The following is an 18,579-nucleotide window of genomic DNA, read 5'->3' on the forward strand; positions in this document are numbered from 1 at the left end:
AGTCACTCCAGTAGTTGCCTTCACATCCATTATCCCATGTGTTTGTATCGATTATTCCTGCAACAATTGCTTGAAGAGTGTTACCGATTAGGTTGTTATGGAAAACATCGTTATTGCTGGAAGCGTAGAGGTAGATTCCATAAGTGTTGTTTGAGGCGGTGTTGCCAGTAATCGTGTTGCTGCTGGAATCGTAGAGGCTGATTCCACGAAAGTTGTTGGAGGCGTTGTTACCAGTAAGAGTGTTATTGCTGCTGGAATCGTAGAGGAAGATTCCATAGGTGAAGTTTGTGACTTCTACGTTCTTGAGCGTTACGTTGCTTCTGCTACGTAGACTTATTCCAGTTCCTGTGCCTGCGCCCTGCACCGAGTAGCCTGCTCCATCAACCACAATGTTATTCCTCTCTATTACAATGAAATCGTTAATTGTGCCAGTGAAGGTGTAGGTGACATTGTCTGCAGTGGTTATGTTTGCTGTTGGAGGGTCAATACTTCCATCGGCTCTAATGTAGATGGTTCCACTCGTTTTAACTGGTTGAATGTTAAACGTTAAGGCTAATGTGCCAACTAGAAGCAGAATCAGCATAGCTATAGAGAATGAAAAAGCGTATGTTGCTCTTCTCATTCTTTCTCCCTACACTAATACCTTGCAACATCACACTATTATCGTTTTTGAAAGAAAGTTCTATTTCGATGAATGCACAAACACGCAAAGGGAAAGTTGCTGTGGCTAGCTTGGAACGCTTGGTAACAAACTAGAACATATCCAAAGGAAAAAATGGGGAGTTGCGGGGAAAAGAAATTGGGAGATATCACCCGAGTGGGGGAGGTTCAAATCTCACCCCGCCCGCCATTGCTAATTTTTCAGAACCGCGCTGCTCTATCAGAATCCTTGTCTTGGGTATTTGTGTTCTTGTTATGTTTTCTTTTTGCCAAGCCCCGCTGCATTTCTTCGCAGCGCGCGTACCATAAGGTCTCATAATCCTTTTGAGACACAACTCTATTTTTCAGGTCCGCTATAGTGTGAATCCCGTCTTCCTTGCACCATCTCACACAGATTTCATAAGCATCCCAATCAAGTTCCTCGTCTTCCCAGTATACTGGAACTTCGGGAAAGTCACGCAGGAAAGCAGCAAATGCCCTAGTATGACCGTCAACAAAAACGATTTCATTTCCGAGTTTCTTAATTGGTATAGGTTCAATTATCTCAGGGTTTGCAGAATCAAACGTCTTCATTATTTCAGATAATTTTTCAGAACTTATGTATAATTGACTCGGTTGTATCTTGTTGAGCTTCATCATGGATGTCTTGGTCATTAGATCCACAGCCATAGTTTATTAGAAGTCTAAAATAAATGGATGCTGTTCATGAAAAAAATGGGAAAGTTGCGGGAGACATCTCCACTGCTAACATAGAAAAGCATTGTCGTCGCTTTCTCCGCTTCTACGTTGTCTTCTTGTTAAGCAAAAAGACAGAGTTATGGTTACCAGCTTTCCCCGTAGTTTCCAGCTGCAGCCACGATGTCAAAAATGTCTATATCACCATCACCATCTATGTCGTAGTTTGGATTGTACCCAGGGTCACTTACCTTAGATCCGTAGGCACCAGCCATCGCCACAATGTCGAAAATATCCACGTCGCGATCGCCGTCGACATCACCGGGAATCGTCACGAACACCCAAGCGTCGCCTAACTCGTTGTCAGCAACATCTATCTCCCCAAAAACTACGTCTGCTGCGGCACTTATGTTGTAGCTTCCCTTGGAAGAGCCAGTCCACTGTAATGTGAACGTGGTGACGTTATTCCTGGCAAGCGCAACGAATTGCTTCCCGATGGTGGTTGCGTTTGCGCAGACGGTTACGTTGAAGGTTTCGATCCACATTCCCTCGTTTCCAACCTTAACGGTGAGATTGATTGCATAACCCTCGGGCACTACAAACTTCGGGTAGTGAAGGCTGATGACTGCTACGTCATGGATTGGCAGAGGAGACAAGGCGACTTGCATTGTCGTCTCCGCTTGACTGTAAACTGAGGCGTTTTCTTCTGAGGTCACGTAGTTTGCCTTCTCCACGGTGATAGTGTAGTTTCCCGGGAGAATCTCGGCGAAGGACACAATCCCATTTGACGTGACGCCGCGCCTAACATAGGGACCAATGACATAGATGTTGTCGACACGGACCGCTGTGGTTCTTCTTTCTCCCCAACCTTCTGCATAGTCCGCCGATGCTTGGAGGTGAAACATGACTTCGTTTGGCAAAGTTTCTCCATACTTGTCAAAGTAGTCCGCGGCTACGTTTCGCTCGAAATGCACCTCGTCTCCTGGGTTAACAGTGTAGTTCATGCCGCCGAAATCTCCAGTCGTTGAGAACCCATAGGACACCCATCTGGATGTGTTTGCAGCATTGTAGACGATGATTATGAAGTAGGAATGGCCGACGCCGCCGCTTCCCTGAATGTCGTCGAATTTCAATGTTGCGCCAAGAGTGGGGGCCCCGTCTCTGTTGAAGGTTCGATTCACTGCGGCATCAACCCTCCAGGGGGAAGCCCAAGCATCGGAGTCTGCGTAGAACCTTGCACTGTAAGATTCTGAAAGCGCGCTGGCGTCGGAGACTATGCTGCTATTCCAAGTTCCTGGGGGAAGGCTTCCGCTTTGTGCACTGTTAGATGAATAGTAGAAACTCCACCCACTGAAGCTTCCGTTTTCGAAGTTTTCTCGAAAAGCTTGTTTAGACGTGACGGTTATGGCTGCGGCGTTTACCGGCTCGTCTGTTATTTCGTCGGTTATGTTAATCTCCAACATTCCAGTGATGGTCGCGAGGTTGATCGAAACGTTTGTGGTTGAGGCTGGGTTTACGACGATTGGCTGGGATGTGTTTTCGTAGCCAAACTTGCTTGCGTTGAGTGTGTAGTTGCCTTGGTACAGAAACGGAATGGTGAAGGTTCCATTCTCGTTGCTTTGTGTTGCAACGAATGGTGTACTCGTGTTGCCGCTTACGTTGATTTCCACTCCGCCTAACGGGTTTCCGGATGACTCGTCGACAACCAAGCCTGATACTGACCCTGACCACATTCGATCTGCATGGTCAATCACGTCCCGTTGCAAGTCCATGATTTCCAGAACTTCAAGCTGCGTGTAGTTGCCGGCGGATTTCACGTCGCCAATGGTCACGTTCAACGCAGTGACGCTAGTTTCATACTTGGTCAGCAGAACGTCGGGAACAAGCCCGACAAGTTCTTCGTCAACCAAGAGTTCCGCTTGAACTATCGAGTCCATTGCATCCACGAATGTTGCAGGCTCCGTGTATGCCGTCTCATTCATGGCTGCCGCTGCGGCCAAATCCGAAACTAGGAAGCCATTCGAAGTTCCGTAAGTGAAGCCCAGAGATCGAAAGCTAGAGTTCGTGAAGGCCAATATCCACCGCCTTCCAACGCTCGAGTCAACTATCTCCGCGGTCGTAAAGGCGACGTTATTCTCCTCCGAAACTTCTGGAACCAACTGAAGGCCATCCACCTGAACAATGAAGGCCAACGTTTTGTTTTCCATGCTTGGAGGAATCGGATAGAAGAAGAGAAGGAGTTGGCTGCTTCGTGCTAGTAGGGCACTTACCGGTTCTGTGCCTATGAGGATGGAACTCGCAATTAGAATGGAAACATTGCCATATGCAGGCACCGTCGGCATACCCTCATAAAGCCACAGGCTTACAGAAGTTGGCGGGGAGACAACACCACCGTCATTGGACACTGTTACGAGAATTTCCGCTTCCAATGATTGATAGAGACCAAGGTACCCTGGGAGAAATCCTGGTCCGCTCCCTCTAAACCACTCCCCAACGACGTTCAAGTCGGGCAGCCGCGATGCAACGGCCACCATGGCCTTGACGGATAGTGGAGTTCCAACCACGTTAATGTACCATGGAGACAGGTCGGGGAAGATCAGTGAGAACTCGAAGCTTTCATATTCATTCTCAGCTTCGAATGTTGCAGGCAGCGAGAGTGTGGTTGATACGTTTCCATTGGCAAAGTCTGCCTGAGTAACGGGTATGGTTTTCGCCAACGTCCCATTCTCAAAATGAACCTCCATTGTCGTGTCTGGAATGGTATAGCCCGGAGGCGGGTTAACAACCACGTGCCTTACGGGAAGCGTGGCCTCAAATGTGAATCCTGGGGTGGCAGAGATTGGCGGTGAAGGCCCAACATCGAAAATGGGCAGGCCGTAACCTCCCACTCCAGGGCCCCCTCCAGGAATGAATAATCGTGACATCTGGTAGTCCGTGTCGTCTGAATCGTCCGCGTTAACTGGAATGTTGTCCCCTGCACTGCTAATAGGGGTCCAGAGAGGAAGTGTCCACCACCACGACACGCCCAGTATGGAGAACCCTATCATCGGTGCAATTTCGACGACATAGTCGACTTCGTAGTTAAGATTGTATGCCCCGAAGTCAACGTAGCCGTCTTGGGAAGTGTAAATGTCGGTGTCTTTGATGTTGAACTGTGGACTGTATGCGTTGCCGAGCACAATTCCATGGCTTCCGACATCGTTAGCCGTGGCATAGGGATCGTTTTCATAATAGTCTCCCCAAATCTCGTACCCATAGATTCTGTAGCGCGCTTCAATCCCTATTTGAACGTCAAGGATTTCCCTTATTCCGATGGAAGCCTTGAACGTCTCAGCTGAAGTTAACACTGATTCTCCTTGAAGGGGAGGAGTGAAGTCTCCCTCAAAGTTGAAACCCGTGTCAAAATCCCCAACTCCAACCTTCCCTGTGACGCATTCCGGTCCATAAGGGTCGTATGTCACTGAAAGGTTGAACCCGAACACATACTCGAATTCCAAACCTTCCCCGTTGTACGGTTCCGCGGCCATCTCAACCTCGTTCGTAGTGAAAGGCTCGATGCAAGTATCATAGCGCGCCTTGATCTTGGTGGGCAACCGAATGTAACATCGACCTAGACTTAAATACACAGTTCCGGAAAGCTTTCCTCGATAGCCGCCCAAATCTTTACTGAAACTCTTCTTCCATGTGGGATTGTCTAGGTACACCTTCTCAAAGACAACATTGTCCTCAAATTCCTCCACATTTTCGACGAAGCCTCCACCTTCCGCAGGTTTAACAAGCACAAGGGAACCAGACAAGAAACTTGCCAAAAGCACACCTATGAGAACTAGACTCTTCGCCCCCATTCCAGACCCCTCTCCACCTGTTCAAACATACTCATGAAACTGATATTTGAACTAATCGCTCGAGTGACCTTGGCACCAAGCTTCAAGCTTCACAGATTCTACCTTCAGCACGCATGCAGGTTTGACCTCCTGATCTACGGACATATGATAGGCTTCGCGCGTTCGTCAAAGTTTGCGGGGAGCTTTTCTATCTCCTCTTTCCTCCCCTTCGCTTTCCTTTTAGAATAGCAGGGCGCTGCTACTCACTACGGGGAAAGCTGGTGGTCACAGGAGAGTGGAGACCCGCTACAATTTTGTATCGAGTACCCACGTTCCTGATTTTTCTACAAGTTGTTTTGTGGGCTACCAGCTTTCACCATAGTGTCCTACTGCGGCTACTATGTCGTAGATGTCTACGTCTCCATCACCGTCCAAGTCGCAGTTGGCGTCGTATTCCGGGTCGCTCTCGCTTGAGCCATAGGCACCAGCCATTGCCACGATGTCGAAAATATCAATGTCCCCATCACCATCTACATCTCCACGGGCATGCCAATCGCAAAATGAAGCTTCGACTTCAGAGGTGTTTGCGCTGAATGTTCGGTTGACTCCCAGCTCAATGAGGCCAGTGAAGCTTTCTTCCACTGTTGTGGTTTCATTTATCGCGTAAATCATGTTGAATGTGTAGTTGCCATTCCCTGTTCCTGCTAGCTTTGATCTGAAGCTCTCTCCAAAGACGTTAGGAACCAAAACCCACTCTGGTTCACTGTCAGGACCCGAATAGTATGCTCCAGGAATCTCCACGTCAATGCCACCAGTTCCGTTCACTCCAACATGTTTCCCTTGGGGATCATAAACGTGGATGTCAACAGGACTAAACGCTATAAAAAGCAGGTCACTAGGAAGAAGGGTTATCCTGAAGGTAGTGACAGCTGCCGCTCCATAAATCGAATCTTTCACCCTAGCCATCCAAGGCTTGGGCACAATCCAAGTTTCGGGCATCATCCACTCTGTTGTCAACTGGGAAGTGAATAATCCTTCAGAACTGGTTTGGGTCGAGATCTCCAGATCGTCTACCCAATAGCCAAAAGGGTTTCTAATCTGGATGACTATAGCACTTGAAACTAGGGGACTCCCAGAGCCTTTCCACTCGAAGTCACCTGAGAAAGTGATGTGAGGACTGATCATCCAGTAGCTTTCTTTGTCCGTAGCCATGTTGGCTGATATTTTCCATGAAGGTATAGCTGGCTGCTGGCAGACTTGCTGGCATATCTCATCGAGTCCTCCTTGGGGTCCAAGGTCATCTTTAATGCTTATGTAGTGGAAGAGGGCAAAACCATCCGCTTTGTTGACTCGTCCAGAATCAACAGCTTGTGCAACCTCATCCACAGTCACCCCATGTATCAGCTCTCCATTTTCGTCTGTATAGTTGAAGGCTTGAATTACTGGAACAACATAAGGACTATAGACAAGACTTCTGAAGTATGTTGTTCTTTCCCCCACAAACGACGGAGGTTCTGGGTCAACCTCAGGAGGGGTAGTTGCATGATAAGTCATTGGCATAATAACGTCAACATGTCTTGAAATATTAACATAATCTTGTGCAACACCAGATTTAGTATCACCAATGTTCCAAGAATATACATCTGCAGATAGAATATGTTGTGGGAATGCTGTTCTTATGTCAGAAACGAAGTCAACAATTATTTGTTGAACAATCTTTTTGTATACATCATCAGCGTTTTCATCTGTTCTTATGTAATCGAGGTTGATGCCTGCCACGTTGTAGTTATCAAGAATCTCCGATAGAATGCTAAAGAAATAGCTTTGCACTGCCGGGCTTTCAGGTTGCACAAACTCTACTACAGTCTTTCCTTCTCCAGCCAGTTGTATTGGCAAATTAAGTCCTTCTGTAACTATCCCTAAATAGTCCGCAAAAACTGGAATCCAAGCATGGACTTCCAATTGCTTTTCATCAGCCTTTCCCAAAAGATACTCCATTGGATCAAAAGGCAACAATTCTTGAAAAGGTCCATACACCAAATCGGGATACAACAAGCTAGGATACATGAGTATCCCACTTGCATAGCCTGGGTCTTCGTATCCTATGCCTTGGCTTTCAAGGTTGGGGTCAAATGAAGTTCTATCATCCTTGAATCCAACGAAAATTGTATTCATGTTATTGTCGCTAAGGTTTCCAACAAGCCAATCTATCGCTTGTTTAGCTGCTGGTTCAGAAACGCTTGTTTGCCCTGTTTCTGATATGCCAAATAACTGACTTAGTCTTACGAAAACTCCTCTTGGCTCTCCAATCTCCGGAACAGTTGAATGCGCACGCACGCGCACCAGCCAAGCACCCGCAGGTGTGAAAGTATCAGTATATCCTATCACTGCTGCTCCACCATCATATGTGCTACACAAATCGTTAGTGTAATCATTTCCTGCGCCACCTACGACTTCATCTGATATGATGTACCCCTCATCATCTGTTTTTATCAACCAAATATCCTGATCTTCCCCTGGGACCGCTGTCGAGGCAGCTATGAAGTATCCACCACTGTCCGTTTGGAAGACTGCGCTGCCAGAATCATATGAGCTTCTCGCGAATGTCTGTTCCCAGAGTTGGATTCCTGAAGAATCGAGTTTGAGCAGCCAAACATCCTTACTTCCTGGGTTTGTGCCTGTGACAATGAAGCCATCGTCAGATGTTCGCTTGATGCATGCTGCATAGGCGAAATCCTGATAAGGAAGCCCATAACTGCGTGCCCACAAGATACCATACGTCTTGCTGAGACACACTACCCGAGTGCCCAAAAATTGCGCTTCTCCTGCAACTACGAAGTTGCCATCTGAGGTCTCTTCAACAGAATAGGCAATATCCCTCATGCTTCCAGCGTCATAGGTCATATGGCCTCCAGAGCCCGTGATCTTGATGAAATAATCGAACATTTTGTTAGTGTAGTCCTCATAGGTTTGTTGAGTGCCCACTATCACTTCATGTCCATCAGAGGTTGCTATCACGCAGTAAGCTGTATCATCATATAGCCCTCCCCGGGTCTCCGCGGACACCCTGTAGCCCTGGGAATTGGTCGTAACAATATAGACATCACGTTGCTCATTGTATGGCGGGCGAGAGTAGGCATGCTTGGTGGTATATCCCGCCAAGACGTAGCCGCCATCCGCCTTCACCGCCACTGAATAGGCAACATCATTTCTATGTTCACCGCCATCATAAGTCCTGCTCCATTGAAGATTCCCTTGCGCGTCAACTTTGACCAACCACATGTCAAGTCCATTACCCTGTACATGAGCGTGACCAGCCATTACATAGCCTCCGTCTGACGTCTGCTTCACAGAGTTGAGCGTATTCCCGTAGGTCCTGTTCCATTCCACGCTCGACAGCAGTGTAGAGGCTATTGCTGAGTGTGAGGCTCCAGCAATCCTCGTGTTATGGGATCCAATCGAGAAGGGGGAGAAACATGAGCTTGAAATTGGAGCAGTTGGCGGATCGATGCTCCCATCAGTCCTAATATATATGGTTCCAGATCCTTCAACGGTCTGAATATTTAATGCTAGAGTCAACATGCTTGTTAAAAGCAGTGTCACTATTATTCCTGAAGCAATTCTTCTCAACATTCTCTCCCTAAAGCAAAATATACCTTAGACAGTATTATCGTTTTTGGAAGAAAGTTCTATTTCAGCTAAGAAAAAATGGGGGTTTTGCGGGAGACATCTCCCTTGTGGGGAGGGTTCTAATCTAACCCCCGCACCAAGGTCGCAAAACTATTTAGATGTCTGTCAAGCTATTTGCTCGACGTATATTTGGGAGCTGAGATGAGATGCGGTTCAGAGTTGCGATGGTTTTGTTGGAAGGGGGGAGGATTTTGGTTGCTAATCATTTTGATGGAAGTGAGTCCTACTGGGTGTTGCCGGGAGGTGCCTTAGAGAACGGGGAAACATTGGAGGAATGTGCCATTCGTGAGGTGAAGGAAGAAACTGGTTTGAAAACCAAAGTCAAGAAACTCCTATTTGTTGATGAAGGACTTTCTGAAGATAGGCATGTGGTGGTGACCAACATCACATTTTTGGGCGAAATAATCGGTGGAAAACTAAATCCCAAGCCTGAAGGATACTTTAGAGAAGCACGGTTTATTGACGTTAATCAACTGGATGAGATCAACTTCTATCCGAGAATCACCGCGAAGCTGCTTAAAGAGGCGTACTCAAATAACTTCAAGATAGAAACAAAATACTTCTTTCACAAATACAAGTGAGCTACTTCTTATCTGTCTTTTTCGCAGATGTGTTCATAGCCTCTACTTATTTTAGAAAAATGGGGAGTTGCGGGAGATGTCTCCAGCCTAGCTGGAAACCGCTATTTTCACTCGGTTTTCCTCGTTTTGGTTAGGTATGCAGTTACCTATTTGCCTTTCCTCAAGTAGAGCGATTTCGTCTTCGTCACGAAAATGACTCAAGTCTCCGAGTTGAGAGAGAATTTGGGTAATTCGGAATGTTCAAGGGCATAGTAGAGACAAACGCATCGAACTGGAAAGAGGAGGTTCTAGACTCAAACGATTTAATTATTGTTGAGTTTTGGCATCCACAATGTCCCTACTGCAAGATGGTTAAGCCGGTTTATGTTGAACTTCCAAAGGAGCTTGTAGGCAAGCTGAAATTCGCGAAATTCGATGTCATGAAGAACCTAGAGAGCCAAGAGCTTGCTGCCAAATATGGTATAATGGGTACACCTACTTTGAAGTTCTTCTGTCAAGGAAAACCTGTTCAAGACATTGTAGGTGTACTGACGAAGGATTATCTGCGCCAAGGAATAGAATTCGCGATCAAAAAACACCGCGAATGTGCAGAGAAGAGCACGCCTTTAAATCTGCCCTACATAAGCTGATTCAAGAACTGTTGAAAGAACCTGCAGTTTGCGAAGGCATGACCACAATGAATAGAAATGGCTATCTCCACTCAGCTTTTTTCGGTATGTTTCAGTGTTGTTACTCTGAAGCGAGAACTAATCGTTCCGAACCCACATCAACTTCAACAATCTTACAGTTTTCTATTGTCTTAGTAATACCTAAGACGTCTTTTAGCAGCACCTTGTTTCCCTCATGCTTAACGTAGACTGCGTCTCTGTAAACGATTTCTTTATTCAGAAACACTGTGAATTCGCACATGTTCTAAACCGTTCATGGTAGAATGAGAAAACTAATATAAGTCTTGTCGCTACGTGCAACGACTAGAAGTTGAAAAGACTAATAATCCTAAGTAGTTATGCAGACTTCATGCTTGGTGAGGTTAAAGATTGAGTAAGAAGGTCCTGGAAGAACTGAAAGACGCTGTTGTTGTTGGTAACATGAAAAAGGCAAAAGAAATTGCCAAACAGATAACAAACCAAGGAATCTCAGTCAATACGGCCTTAGACACACTAATGAAAGCCATGAAAACTGTTGACGAACGTTACGAAAGAAGGGAATACTTCGTTATTGACGTTGCGTCTTCTGCCTCAGCGATGCGGGAAGCTTTCAAAGTTCTTGAGCCATATTTAGAGGTTGAACCCGCCACAGTGAAAGGGAAAATCGTTATTGGCTCGTTGAAAGGAAACATTCAAGGCTTAGGAAAAGACATCGTAGCCGCGACACTTCAATCAGCAGGTTTCCAAGTTATCAATTTAGGCGAAGATGTCGCTCCTAAGGACTTCGTAAAGGCTGTAGTTCGTGAAGAAGCACAGATTATAGCAATTTCTATCTCTATGGAAGAAACAATCCCATACCTAAAAGTAGTAGTGGACATTTTGAAAAAAGAAAACCTACGAGATAAAATAAAAGTGATAATAGGAGGCAACACGGTTTCCGAACAGACATGCAGAGAGTATGAGCTTGATGCTTACGCAGTTGACGCGCAAGACTGCTTGAAAAAAGTCAGGGCTTTACTCACTAAAAGATTTTGTAAAGCGGATGGTTCTTGACCAGCGGTTTGGTTCCGAAACGTTTCATAGCATAGTAAGCAATTATTGCGTCGTTCACAGCACACGCAGGAATCATGTTCTTGGCTTGTTTTATTGGTCCATAGATGAGGAAGTCTGCGCCCCAACACTGAGCAATTGTGTGCGCAGATGCGTTAGATGCCGCAAAGCCCTCTTTTAAAACTGAACCTTTCAAAGCCTGTTTCCAAGAGTATGTTGCGTTTGCGGGTGAACAACCAGCAGGATATCCTAGTTGTTTCTTCACAAGTTTGATAGCCTCTGCAGCGTAAGAGATACTAGGCACATCGAAAACTATTGTATCTATAAGGATTTTTTCCACCTTTGCTTTTTTCGCCATGCCAAGCAGTCCGACATATTCTGTCGAACCTTCCAGTATGCTGATTCTGCCCTCGGGAGAGTAATCGAATTCGTTGAATGCCATCACTACTGCCGCATTGACGCCAGTGTCTTTGATGGCTACTAATTCGTTTTGTGAGGTTTTAGGCGTAATTCCGTTGAATATCACGTATTTCTCAAGGCCAAGGTGTTTAACAGTATCTAAAGCCGCTATTCTCGTCTCTGGATTAGCACCGTCAATTAGAAAAGGAGTATTTGTTTGCTCCGAAACGAATGCAATGTATCTCCTTATCGCTTCTGGATACATTGCCATAATGTCTAGAAAGTGGGGCACCCCGCTTTTCTCAGAAATTGTCTCAGCAAGTCTGATCCATTTTAAAACTGCTTTTTTGTCAAAACTGCCGTCTCTGTGGTTAGAAACTTCTGGCATGCCTTTATAGAAGATGTTGCCGATTAGAACGGTAGGCAATTCTCCAGGCTGTCCACCGATTCTGAAGTTGTTGATTCGGTAGATTTTCTGTTTTGTTTCTAGCGTGAACAGTTTTGTTTCACCCTATCACTGTACAGCTGTGCTTTCAGCATTAATTATAGTGCATTCACATTTTAAATCTCGCTTGCGCGCACAAGCGAAGGCATTCACAAATCTACACAAATAACTGTCCTTCACACTCGTCAGCTAAGGCCTTCTCAAACTCGATGCATGCATGCAGCGGCTTCGACTGAATATGCATTGTTATTCAATGGCCTTCATCCACAAAGTAGTATCCCCAATAGGGTGTTACCCAAATATAGATAGCCCCAACCGTATTGATCGGCTTTGCATGCTAAGGCTATTACTCTGCCTGTGCTATCCTTCTAGTTTTCAGAGCTTCTTGCTTAAATGTGCTGGTTGAGCGTGACTCATTCGTCAATCATTAACATATTACACGGGTTTGAATGTTGATTCTTTTGGCTTTGCTTTAAGCTTAGCTGGCACGTCAATTGTTCTTACGATATTCTGGCTTCGAATCAGGTATATTGGCATTCCATCAGGGTTGCACTTCTTAAGTCGTTTCACGCCATTCAAGACTAGCTTGACCTTCAGAGTTGTCCCATCAGAAAGCTTGTATGTGTTCCAATATTCTTGCTCATCTGTGAAATCAACTTCAGTTCCTTCAGCTAAATCCCTTTGAGTTATCCTTATTCCAGGTGGTTGACCTCTACTCAATTATATTCACACAACCTAAATTAAGTTCAATGCCATTAAACGCAGTTTAAACCTATAAATGTTTTTGAAATATAGCAAACCTACTTCAATAACATGAACAACCAAAGCAAATGGAATTCTTAGTCTGAAAAATGGGAGGTAAGGAGCTCTCCACCTTAACTGAAGATACGATTCTTGAAATACTATTCTCCACACCCAGCATGCTAGTAAAGCGTGCATGCATAGTCCTTCAATAGCAAGCACGATAATAAAACTTATATTCAACGTAATCTTCCTTCAACACCACTAGCTTACCAGAACAACACCATGTAACAGGTAAGTCGCAACACTCCTTGCGTGGTTTCCATTTTGGTGGCTAGCACCGCATTAAGGGACGAACCGTACAGATGTCGAGATGGTTTACAGAAAAAGCGAGAATACAAGGAAAACAGCTACTAAGATTTGGTGAAAAAAGCCAGCAACATCAGATGGCTTTTGAGCAGGAAATCCTGTTAAAGAGGAAAAGGAACTCGAAGTTATGATTAGCGGCATTGGAAGTCACGAAGACGAAACAGCAAGAATGCAAGGATTTCAATTTTTTGTGCTTAAATCCAAGACCAGAGAAAGATTAATGGTCAAAATAGCCAAGGCCAACAGAGAATTCGCCCTAGCGGAAAAAATAAATGATACGGGAGGAGAAAAATGAAAATAAAGGATTTAACAAATGGATTGAAGCGAGTAGACGTGGAAGCAAAAGTCCTTGAAAAAACCGCAACGCGCGAAGTCATGTCTAGATACAAAAACGAAACATTACGCGTAGCAACGGTGATTATAAGCGACGACACTGGACAAATAAAACTAACATTATGGAACGACCAAATCGAAGAAGTCAACGAAAACGACACAGTTAAAATCGAAAATGGCTACGTAACCTCGTTCCGCGGAGAAATCCAACTCAACGTCGGTAAATATGGACAATTAACGGTGATGTAACTTCGAAACCTTGTGCCAAAATGTCTATTAATGAATTGAAAAGAGGTGAAAGAATGCAGTATGGAAAGAGTGGAAGAAGAGGCGGCAGTAACTTCGGTCCTGGACGTTTTCCTCCGAAACCAGTTGAAATAGGAAAAGAGTATGACGTTGAAATCCTAGAGATTAGTCGCCGAGGCGAAGGAATAGCGCGAATCAAAGGTTTAGTATGCTTCGTGCCAAACACGAAACAGGGTGACCATGTGAGAATACGCATAACCAGTATAAGCAGAAGATTTGCTGAAGCAGAGGCAGTCGGAGAGGCAGAAGAGAAACCTGTCGAGGCAGAGACAGAGGCAGTTACAGAGGAAATTGAAACAACAGAGACCGCTGAAGCAGAAGCGGTTGAAGAAGCAGAAGAGAAACCTGCAGAGGCAGAGACAGAGGTAGATACAGAGGAAAGCGAAACAGTTGAGACAACTGCAGAAGGCGAATCCACGGAAGAAGAAACCGAATAAGAAAAACACGACAGACTACGACGTTCAATTTTGCAATATTTTTTTTACCATTTAGGCTCTAAGATAATCTTCGCGGCTTTTTTTGAGTTAATTAACTCGATGCCTTCCTCTACATCCTCCATGGCAAGTTTGTGCGAAATTATGGACGCAATCTTATTTCTAAACTCTGAATTAGAGAGTAAACCCTTGACTTGATGCCAAGTTTGGAACATGCGTCTGCCAGAAATGCCATACACCGTTGCCGCCTTGAATATCATGGCATCGTTGAAATCAAACATGACTGATGTATCGAAGAGTCCTAGCAAGGAAACTCTTCCACCAGGCGTTAGTATCTCGAAGGCTTGCTTCAAAGCCATCGGAGATCCTGACATTTCTAAAGCAACATCGACGCCGTTTCCATCGGTTTCGGTAAGTATTCTCTGAGGAATGTTCTCGCCTTCCTCTCTGGCGCTAAGAACCAAGTCTGCCCCCATTTTCGTGGCTAAATCCATGCGCATTTTGTTTAAGCCACCTGCAGTGGCGAAAATTTTTGCCGCGCCCAACGTCTTAACGACAGCAATAGCCATCAATCCGATTGGGCCGCAGCCTAAGACAGCCACGTTTTTTCCAGCAATGTCTTCAATATTGTCCTTCGGCAAGGCTGTTTGAACGGCGTTTCCCAAGGGTTCCTGGATGGATGCAACTGCTGGATCAAGTTTCGGGTCGTTTTTCCACGCGTTTCTCTCGGGTAAGGCAACGTACTCCGCAAATACGCCGTCTCTGTCAACACCTAATATTTCCATATGTCGACAAACGTGCATGCGGTCGGTTTGACATTGATAGCAAGTGCCATCTACTATGTGTGTCTCTGCAGATACAAAGTCGCCAAGCTTTACACTGGTTACATCTACGCCTACATCTACAACCTCACCGCAAAACTCGTGTCCAAATATTAATGGGATTTTCCTCATTCGTTCCTGTGCCCACTTATTCCAATCCCAAATATGAACATCTGTGCCACATATTGAAGCGATTTTAACTTTTACAAGAACTTCGCTTCTTTCAATCTTCGGAATGTTCACAGTAGTGACTTCTGCGCCAGGTGCTCGTTTTGTCTTAACAACAGCATACATAATTTTTCATCTCTCCGTATACATACATGTTGGCATGAAGCTTGAGAGAAATAATCCATTTAGTTTTTATGCTAAAAAACTTATCTAAAACAAGCTCATTCAACCTACTACACATCGCCAAAACTGGAGAAAAAACATCTTGAAGCTCGGCTTTCTTATAAACCCCATTGCGGGCATGGGTGGAAAAGTCGGATTAAAAGGGACAGATGGCGTCTTCGAAAAAGCCGTTGAGATGGGAGCGAAACCTATTGCCCCTGAAAGAGGAATGGAGTTTTTGAAAAAACTGAAAGAACTTGGACTAAATCAGAGAATCCAATTAGTAACATGCCCAGCCACAATGGGCGAAGAAGTGATTCATTCTACGAGTCTGGAAGCTGACATATTGCCAATGAAAATAACAGCCAGAACAACAGCAGAAGACACCAAAAAGGCGGTAAGGTTGATGGCTGAGTGCAAGGTCAACCTCATTCTATTTGTAGGTGGCGATGGCACGGCAAGAGACGTTCTAGACGCGTTATCCGGTTTAGACTCCGTACCAGTTCTGGGTATTCCGTCTGGCGTAAAAATGTATAGCGGGATATTTGCCATCAATCCTGAAGATGCAGCCTACATCATTGAGGCCTTTCTTAAACAAGAAACCCAACTCGCAGACTTTGAGATAATGGACGCAGATGAGGCAGTCATCAGAAGTGACCGTTTCAACATTCGTCTCTATGGCTTTCTAAAAGGGCCTTTCTTGCCTATGCGCATTCAAGGAAGCAAACAGGTATCGCCAGAGACGTTAGATGAGCATGAAAATCAACTGGCTGTCGCTCGTTTCATAGTTGAAGAGATTGGTCCTGAAGCGACATGTATCCTCGGCCCAGGCACCACCATAAAATGTGTAGCGGACTTTCTGGGGGTGGAAAAAACTCTCCTTGGAGTTGACATCTACCACAAAGGCAGAGTGGTAAAGGATGTTAATGAGCGGATATTGATGAAAGAAATAGACGATTGGCAGAGCACGTGGATTGTTGTTTCCCCGATTGGGAGACAAGGAATCTTGTTCGGGCGAGGTAATCAGCAGATTAGTCCGAGAATTATTAGACTTGTTGAAAAAGAGAAGATTATCGTGTTGGCGACCAGAAGCAAAATTCGAAGCATTGAAGGAGGAGTTTTGAGAGTCGACACTGGTGATGCGCAAGTGGATAAGATGCTCAGAGGATACATAAAAGTAGCAACGGACTATCGCGAATGGAGACTATTACGGATCAGATAAAATTAGGAGCCTGCCATCTCAGCTTTTCCAAGCAAGTTGACAAGTATAGGCATCAAGTCTTGCCCTCTGATTCGACCAAGTCCTCCTTTTGCACATGCCCTTTCACCGAACTCTTTAACATAATCTGTACGGACGTCAGGTCCCATAATCGCAACAGGCACTGGCTCACCGCTGTGCGCCCTCTTTATCGACGAAGTTGTATGATCCGCAGTCACCACAATAAACGTCTCGTCCATATCAACATTTTTTATGATGTGACCAACCAACGCATCCACTTTTTCAATCATCTCTATTTTCTTCTCAGGCTTGCCATCGTGACTTGCAAGATCTGTAGCTTTTACATGAACAAGCACAAAATCGTAGGATTGCAAAGCCCGTACTGCCGCTCTTGCCTTAGCAATGACATCAGTTTCATACGTTCCCGTAGCTCCTGGAGCCAAAATCAAACGCATCCCAGCAGTCTTACAAACACCTTTTACAAGAGGCACGGCTGCGATTGCTGCTGGACGAATTCCATAAAGAAGGGCAAGTGGGTCAATCTCAGGTAGCTGTCCAATGCCTCTACAAAGAATCATGTTAGCGGGCAGTAATCCTTTCTTCTTTCTTTCTCTGTTCACCGGATGATTTTTCAGCGCTTCGTGGAATTGACGTGTGAGCTTATTTAGAATGTCCGCAGTGTTTTTTGCTTCTCTACTTCCTTCAAGGGGACGAGCATTTGAGACTTTGACTCCGGTTTTATGGGGATCGGTGTCAGAAACCATGACGGACAGGTTTGGTCCGCTGAGGCGCAGTATTGCGCGATGTTGAACGGTGTTTCTAAACAGCACGCCACCTACTTGGGGTGGGTCTGCTCGAAGTGAATCCTCAATGGCAACTGTCAACTTCGCTGCATCATCGTTCTCTATTCTTCCCGCTCTTCTATCTATTACCTTGAGCTCCTCGTCGACAGTGGCAAAGTTGCATCGAAAAGCTAAGTCGTTTGGAAGAATGTCTATTTCTGAGCCAATTGCTTCTAATGCACCCCTTCCAGTGTAAACTTCTATTACATCGTAGCCCAGTAGAGCAAGGTGAGCTGTGTCGCTTCCTGGAGGAATGCCTGGTGCTATGACATCTATCATGCCGCAGATGCCAAACTCTGCTACCCGATTGAGGGACGGTTTTTTAGCTGTTTCTAACGGGGTTTTGGCGTTTAGTTCTTTGAGGGGAACATCCGCCATTCCATCTGCGATAATGAGAACGACCTTCATCAACAGGCAACCCTATCCCCCTATTATTTTCTCGGCATAATTAGAGTTGCTGTTCTCCTTTGATTATAAGGTGTGTGTTTGAAAGAAAAAAGGTGTGATATGCTTCTTGGCTATTTTTGTGTGCTTATTCTCCGCAACATTCTTTATACTTCTTTCCGCTTCCACAATTACATGGATCGTCAGGTTCGGGTTTTGCTTTTTTAGATCCACAACAAGACATTTTGTTTTTCACCTTGCTTTCTAGTTTATTTTCTAAACTATTTTAACTTATCGTTTTTACACACGTACAATGTATGAAACATGCGTTGCGAGCTCTCTTGTCATTTTTTTATAGTGAATTGGTCAACTCTGCAACCTTATCTTTGATCTGATTGAATATCTTCCCAGTGTATCCATGGGGTAAAAAGTACGGATCGTCAATGTTCCACACAACAATTTTGCTTGCACATTGTGGGCACTTGTTCAAGATGCTTTCTTTGTGTTTAGGCTTCATAGCTACGATAAGATCGTAGTTCCCAAGTTCTTTCTCATCTAAACTCTCGGGGGCACGCTTCAGATATTCTTGAGCGTTTTCTTTTGCTAAATATGTTTTTGCAACTTCAGATATTGGAATTGCTGGATCCGTCCCTGCAGAGTTTACCTCGACTTCTGGCTTGGACTTCTTCAGTAAAGCTTCTGCTACGGGACTCCGATAAGCATTTCCCGAGCACACAAACAAAATTTTCATACAAATCCCGTTGGCGTAAGTTTCTAACGTATAGACTGACTCAAGGCTTTATAAATTCCGCAATTCTTCCTTCTGCTT

18 protein-coding genes are annotated in these 18,579 nt (G+C 45.1%); 7 read left to right on the forward strand and 11 right to left on the reverse strand.

Annotated features, from left to right (window positions below):
- The 4 genes from KAU88_09055 to KAU88_09070 all read right to left on the reverse strand — a co-directional run.
- On the reverse strand, positions 1 to 622 hold a 622-nt coding region (locus KAU88_09055; GenBank protein MCK4478654.1), incomplete at its 3' end, for a right-handed parallel beta-helix repeat-containing protein.
- Positions 623 to 861: 239 nt separating this feature from the next.
- Positions 862 to 1,314, reverse strand: a complete 453-nt coding sequence (locus tag KAU88_09060; protein MCK4478655.1) for a hypothetical protein — start codon at positions 1,312 to 1,314, stop codon at positions 862 to 864.
- Positions 1,315 to 1,481: 167 nt separating this feature from the next.
- Entirely contained in the window at positions 1,482 to 5,180 is a 3,699-nt protein-coding gene (locus KAU88_09065; GenBank protein MCK4478656.1) for a carboxypeptidase-like regulatory domain-containing protein, read from the reverse strand.
- A 342-nt stretch (positions 5,181 to 5,522) separates the two neighbouring features.
- The gene (locus KAU88_09070) at positions 5,523 to 8,792 is read right to left on the reverse strand and encodes a hypothetical protein (protein ID MCK4478657.1); all 3,270 of its coding nucleotides are present in this window, start codon (positions 8,790 to 8,792) and stop codon (positions 5,523 to 5,525) included.
- Between the two features lie 203 nt (positions 8,793 to 8,995).
- Here KAU88_09070 and KAU88_09075 point away from each other — a divergent pair, with 203 nt between their 5' ends.
- Together KAU88_09075 and KAU88_09080 are read left to right on the forward strand one after the other, a co-directional pair.
- Positions 8,996 to 9,430, forward strand: a complete 435-nt coding sequence (locus KAU88_09075) for an NUDIX hydrolase (protein ID MCK4478658.1) — start codon at positions 8,996 to 8,998, stop codon at positions 9,428 to 9,430.
- Between the two features lie 236 nt (positions 9,431 to 9,666).
- The gene (locus KAU88_09080; protein ID MCK4478659.1) at positions 9,667 to 10,059 is read left to right on the forward strand and encodes a thioredoxin; all 393 of its coding nucleotides are present in this window, start codon (positions 9,667 to 9,669) and stop codon (positions 10,057 to 10,059) included.
- A 100-nt stretch (positions 10,060 to 10,159) separates the two neighbouring features.
- Here the strand turns inward: KAU88_09080 and KAU88_09085 are convergent, their stop codons facing one another.
- Entirely contained in the window at positions 10,160 to 10,324 is a 165-nt protein-coding gene (locus KAU88_09085) for a CooT family nickel-binding protein (protein ID MCK4478660.1), read from the reverse strand.
- 143 nt (positions 10,325 to 10,467) lie between these two features.
- On the opposite strand from KAU88_09085, the gene KAU88_09090 reads away from it, so the two are divergent.
- Entirely contained in the window at positions 10,468 to 11,130 is a 663-nt protein-coding gene (locus KAU88_09090) for a cobalamin-dependent protein (protein MCK4478661.1), read from the forward strand.
- Here KAU88_09090 and KAU88_09095 read toward each other — a convergent pair.
- Complete coding sequence (locus tag KAU88_09095; GenBank protein MCK4478662.1) at positions 11,099 to 12,025, reverse strand: tetrahydromethanopterin S-methyltransferase subunit H; 927 nt, start codon at positions 12,023 to 12,025, stop codon at positions 11,099 to 11,101. The two genes, KAU88_09090 and KAU88_09095, sit on opposite strands and share 32 nt — an antisense overlap.
- Before the next feature lie 381 nt (positions 12,026 to 12,406).
- On the reverse strand, positions 12,407 to 12,691 hold the full coding sequence (locus tag KAU88_09100; protein ID MCK4478663.1) for a hypothetical protein: 285 nt from the start codon (positions 12,689 to 12,691) through the stop codon (positions 12,407 to 12,409).
- A gap of 517 nt (positions 12,692 to 13,208) precedes the next feature.
- Here KAU88_09100 and KAU88_09105 point away from each other — a divergent pair.
- Genes KAU88_09105 through KAU88_09115 form a run of 3 tightly spaced genes read left to right on the forward strand, consistent with a single transcriptional unit; the run spans position 13,209 to position 14,157 of the window.
- Positions 13,209 to 13,376 carry a deoxyribonuclease gene (locus KAU88_09105; protein MCK4478664.1) on the forward strand — a complete coding sequence of 56 codons (168 nt, stop codon included), beginning with the start codon at positions 13,209 to 13,211 and terminating at the stop codon, positions 13,374 to 13,376.
- Entirely contained in the window at positions 13,373 to 13,663 is a 291-nt protein-coding gene (locus tag KAU88_09110; GenBank protein ID MCK4478665.1) for a DNA-binding protein, read from the forward strand. Before KAU88_09105 ends, KAU88_09110 begins: the two co-directional genes overlap by 4 nt.
- A 53-nt stretch (positions 13,664 to 13,716) precedes the next feature.
- Positions 13,717 to 14,157, forward strand: coding sequence for a TRAM domain-containing protein (locus tag KAU88_09115; protein MCK4478666.1), 441 nt, complete (start codon positions 13,717 to 13,719; stop codon positions 14,155 to 14,157).
- A gap of 44 nt (positions 14,158 to 14,201) precedes the next feature.
- On the opposite strand, the gene tdh is transcribed toward KAU88_09115, so the two are convergent.
- A complete protein-coding gene (gene tdh / locus KAU88_09120; protein ID MCK4478667.1) occupies positions 14,202 to 15,269 on the reverse strand; it encodes an L-threonine 3-dehydrogenase in 1,068 nt (355 codons plus the stop codon).
- 139 nt (positions 15,270 to 15,408) lie between these two features.
- Here tdh and KAU88_09125 point away from each other — a divergent pair, with 139 nt between their 5' ends.
- Positions 15,409 to 16,527 (forward strand): ATP-NAD kinase family protein, encoded by a 1,119-nt coding sequence (locus KAU88_09125; GenBank protein MCK4478668.1) that lies wholly within the window; start codon positions 15,409 to 15,411, stop codon positions 16,525 to 16,527.
- A gap of 2 nt (positions 16,528 to 16,529) precedes the next feature.
- Here KAU88_09125 and KAU88_09130 read toward each other — a convergent pair whose 3' ends face one another.
- From KAU88_09130 to KAU88_09140, 3 genes are all read right to left on the reverse strand, one after another.
- On the reverse strand, positions 16,530 to 17,774 hold the full coding sequence (locus tag KAU88_09130; protein ID MCK4478669.1) for a 2,3-bisphosphoglycerate-independent phosphoglycerate mutase: 1,245 nt from the start codon (positions 17,772 to 17,774) through the stop codon (positions 16,530 to 16,532).
- A gap of 124 nt (positions 17,775 to 17,898) precedes the next feature.
- Positions 17,899 to 17,994 carry an SEC-C domain-containing protein gene (locus KAU88_09135; protein MCK4478670.1) on the reverse strand — a complete coding sequence of 32 codons (96 nt, stop codon included), beginning with the start codon at positions 17,992 to 17,994 and terminating at the stop codon, positions 17,899 to 17,901.
- 108 nt (positions 17,995 to 18,102) lie between these two features.
- Positions 18,103 to 18,501 carry a hypothetical protein gene (locus tag KAU88_09140; GenBank protein ID MCK4478671.1) on the reverse strand — a complete coding sequence of 133 codons (399 nt, stop codon included), beginning with the start codon at positions 18,499 to 18,501 and terminating at the stop codon, positions 18,103 to 18,105.
- Positions 18,502 to 18,579 lie beyond the last annotated feature (78 nt).

The sequence above is a fragment of the Candidatus Bathyarchaeota archaeon genome (genome assembly GCA_023131225.1).
Taxonomy (GTDB): domain Archaea; phylum Thermoproteota; class Bathyarchaeia; order Bathyarchaeales; family SOJC01; genus JAGLZW01.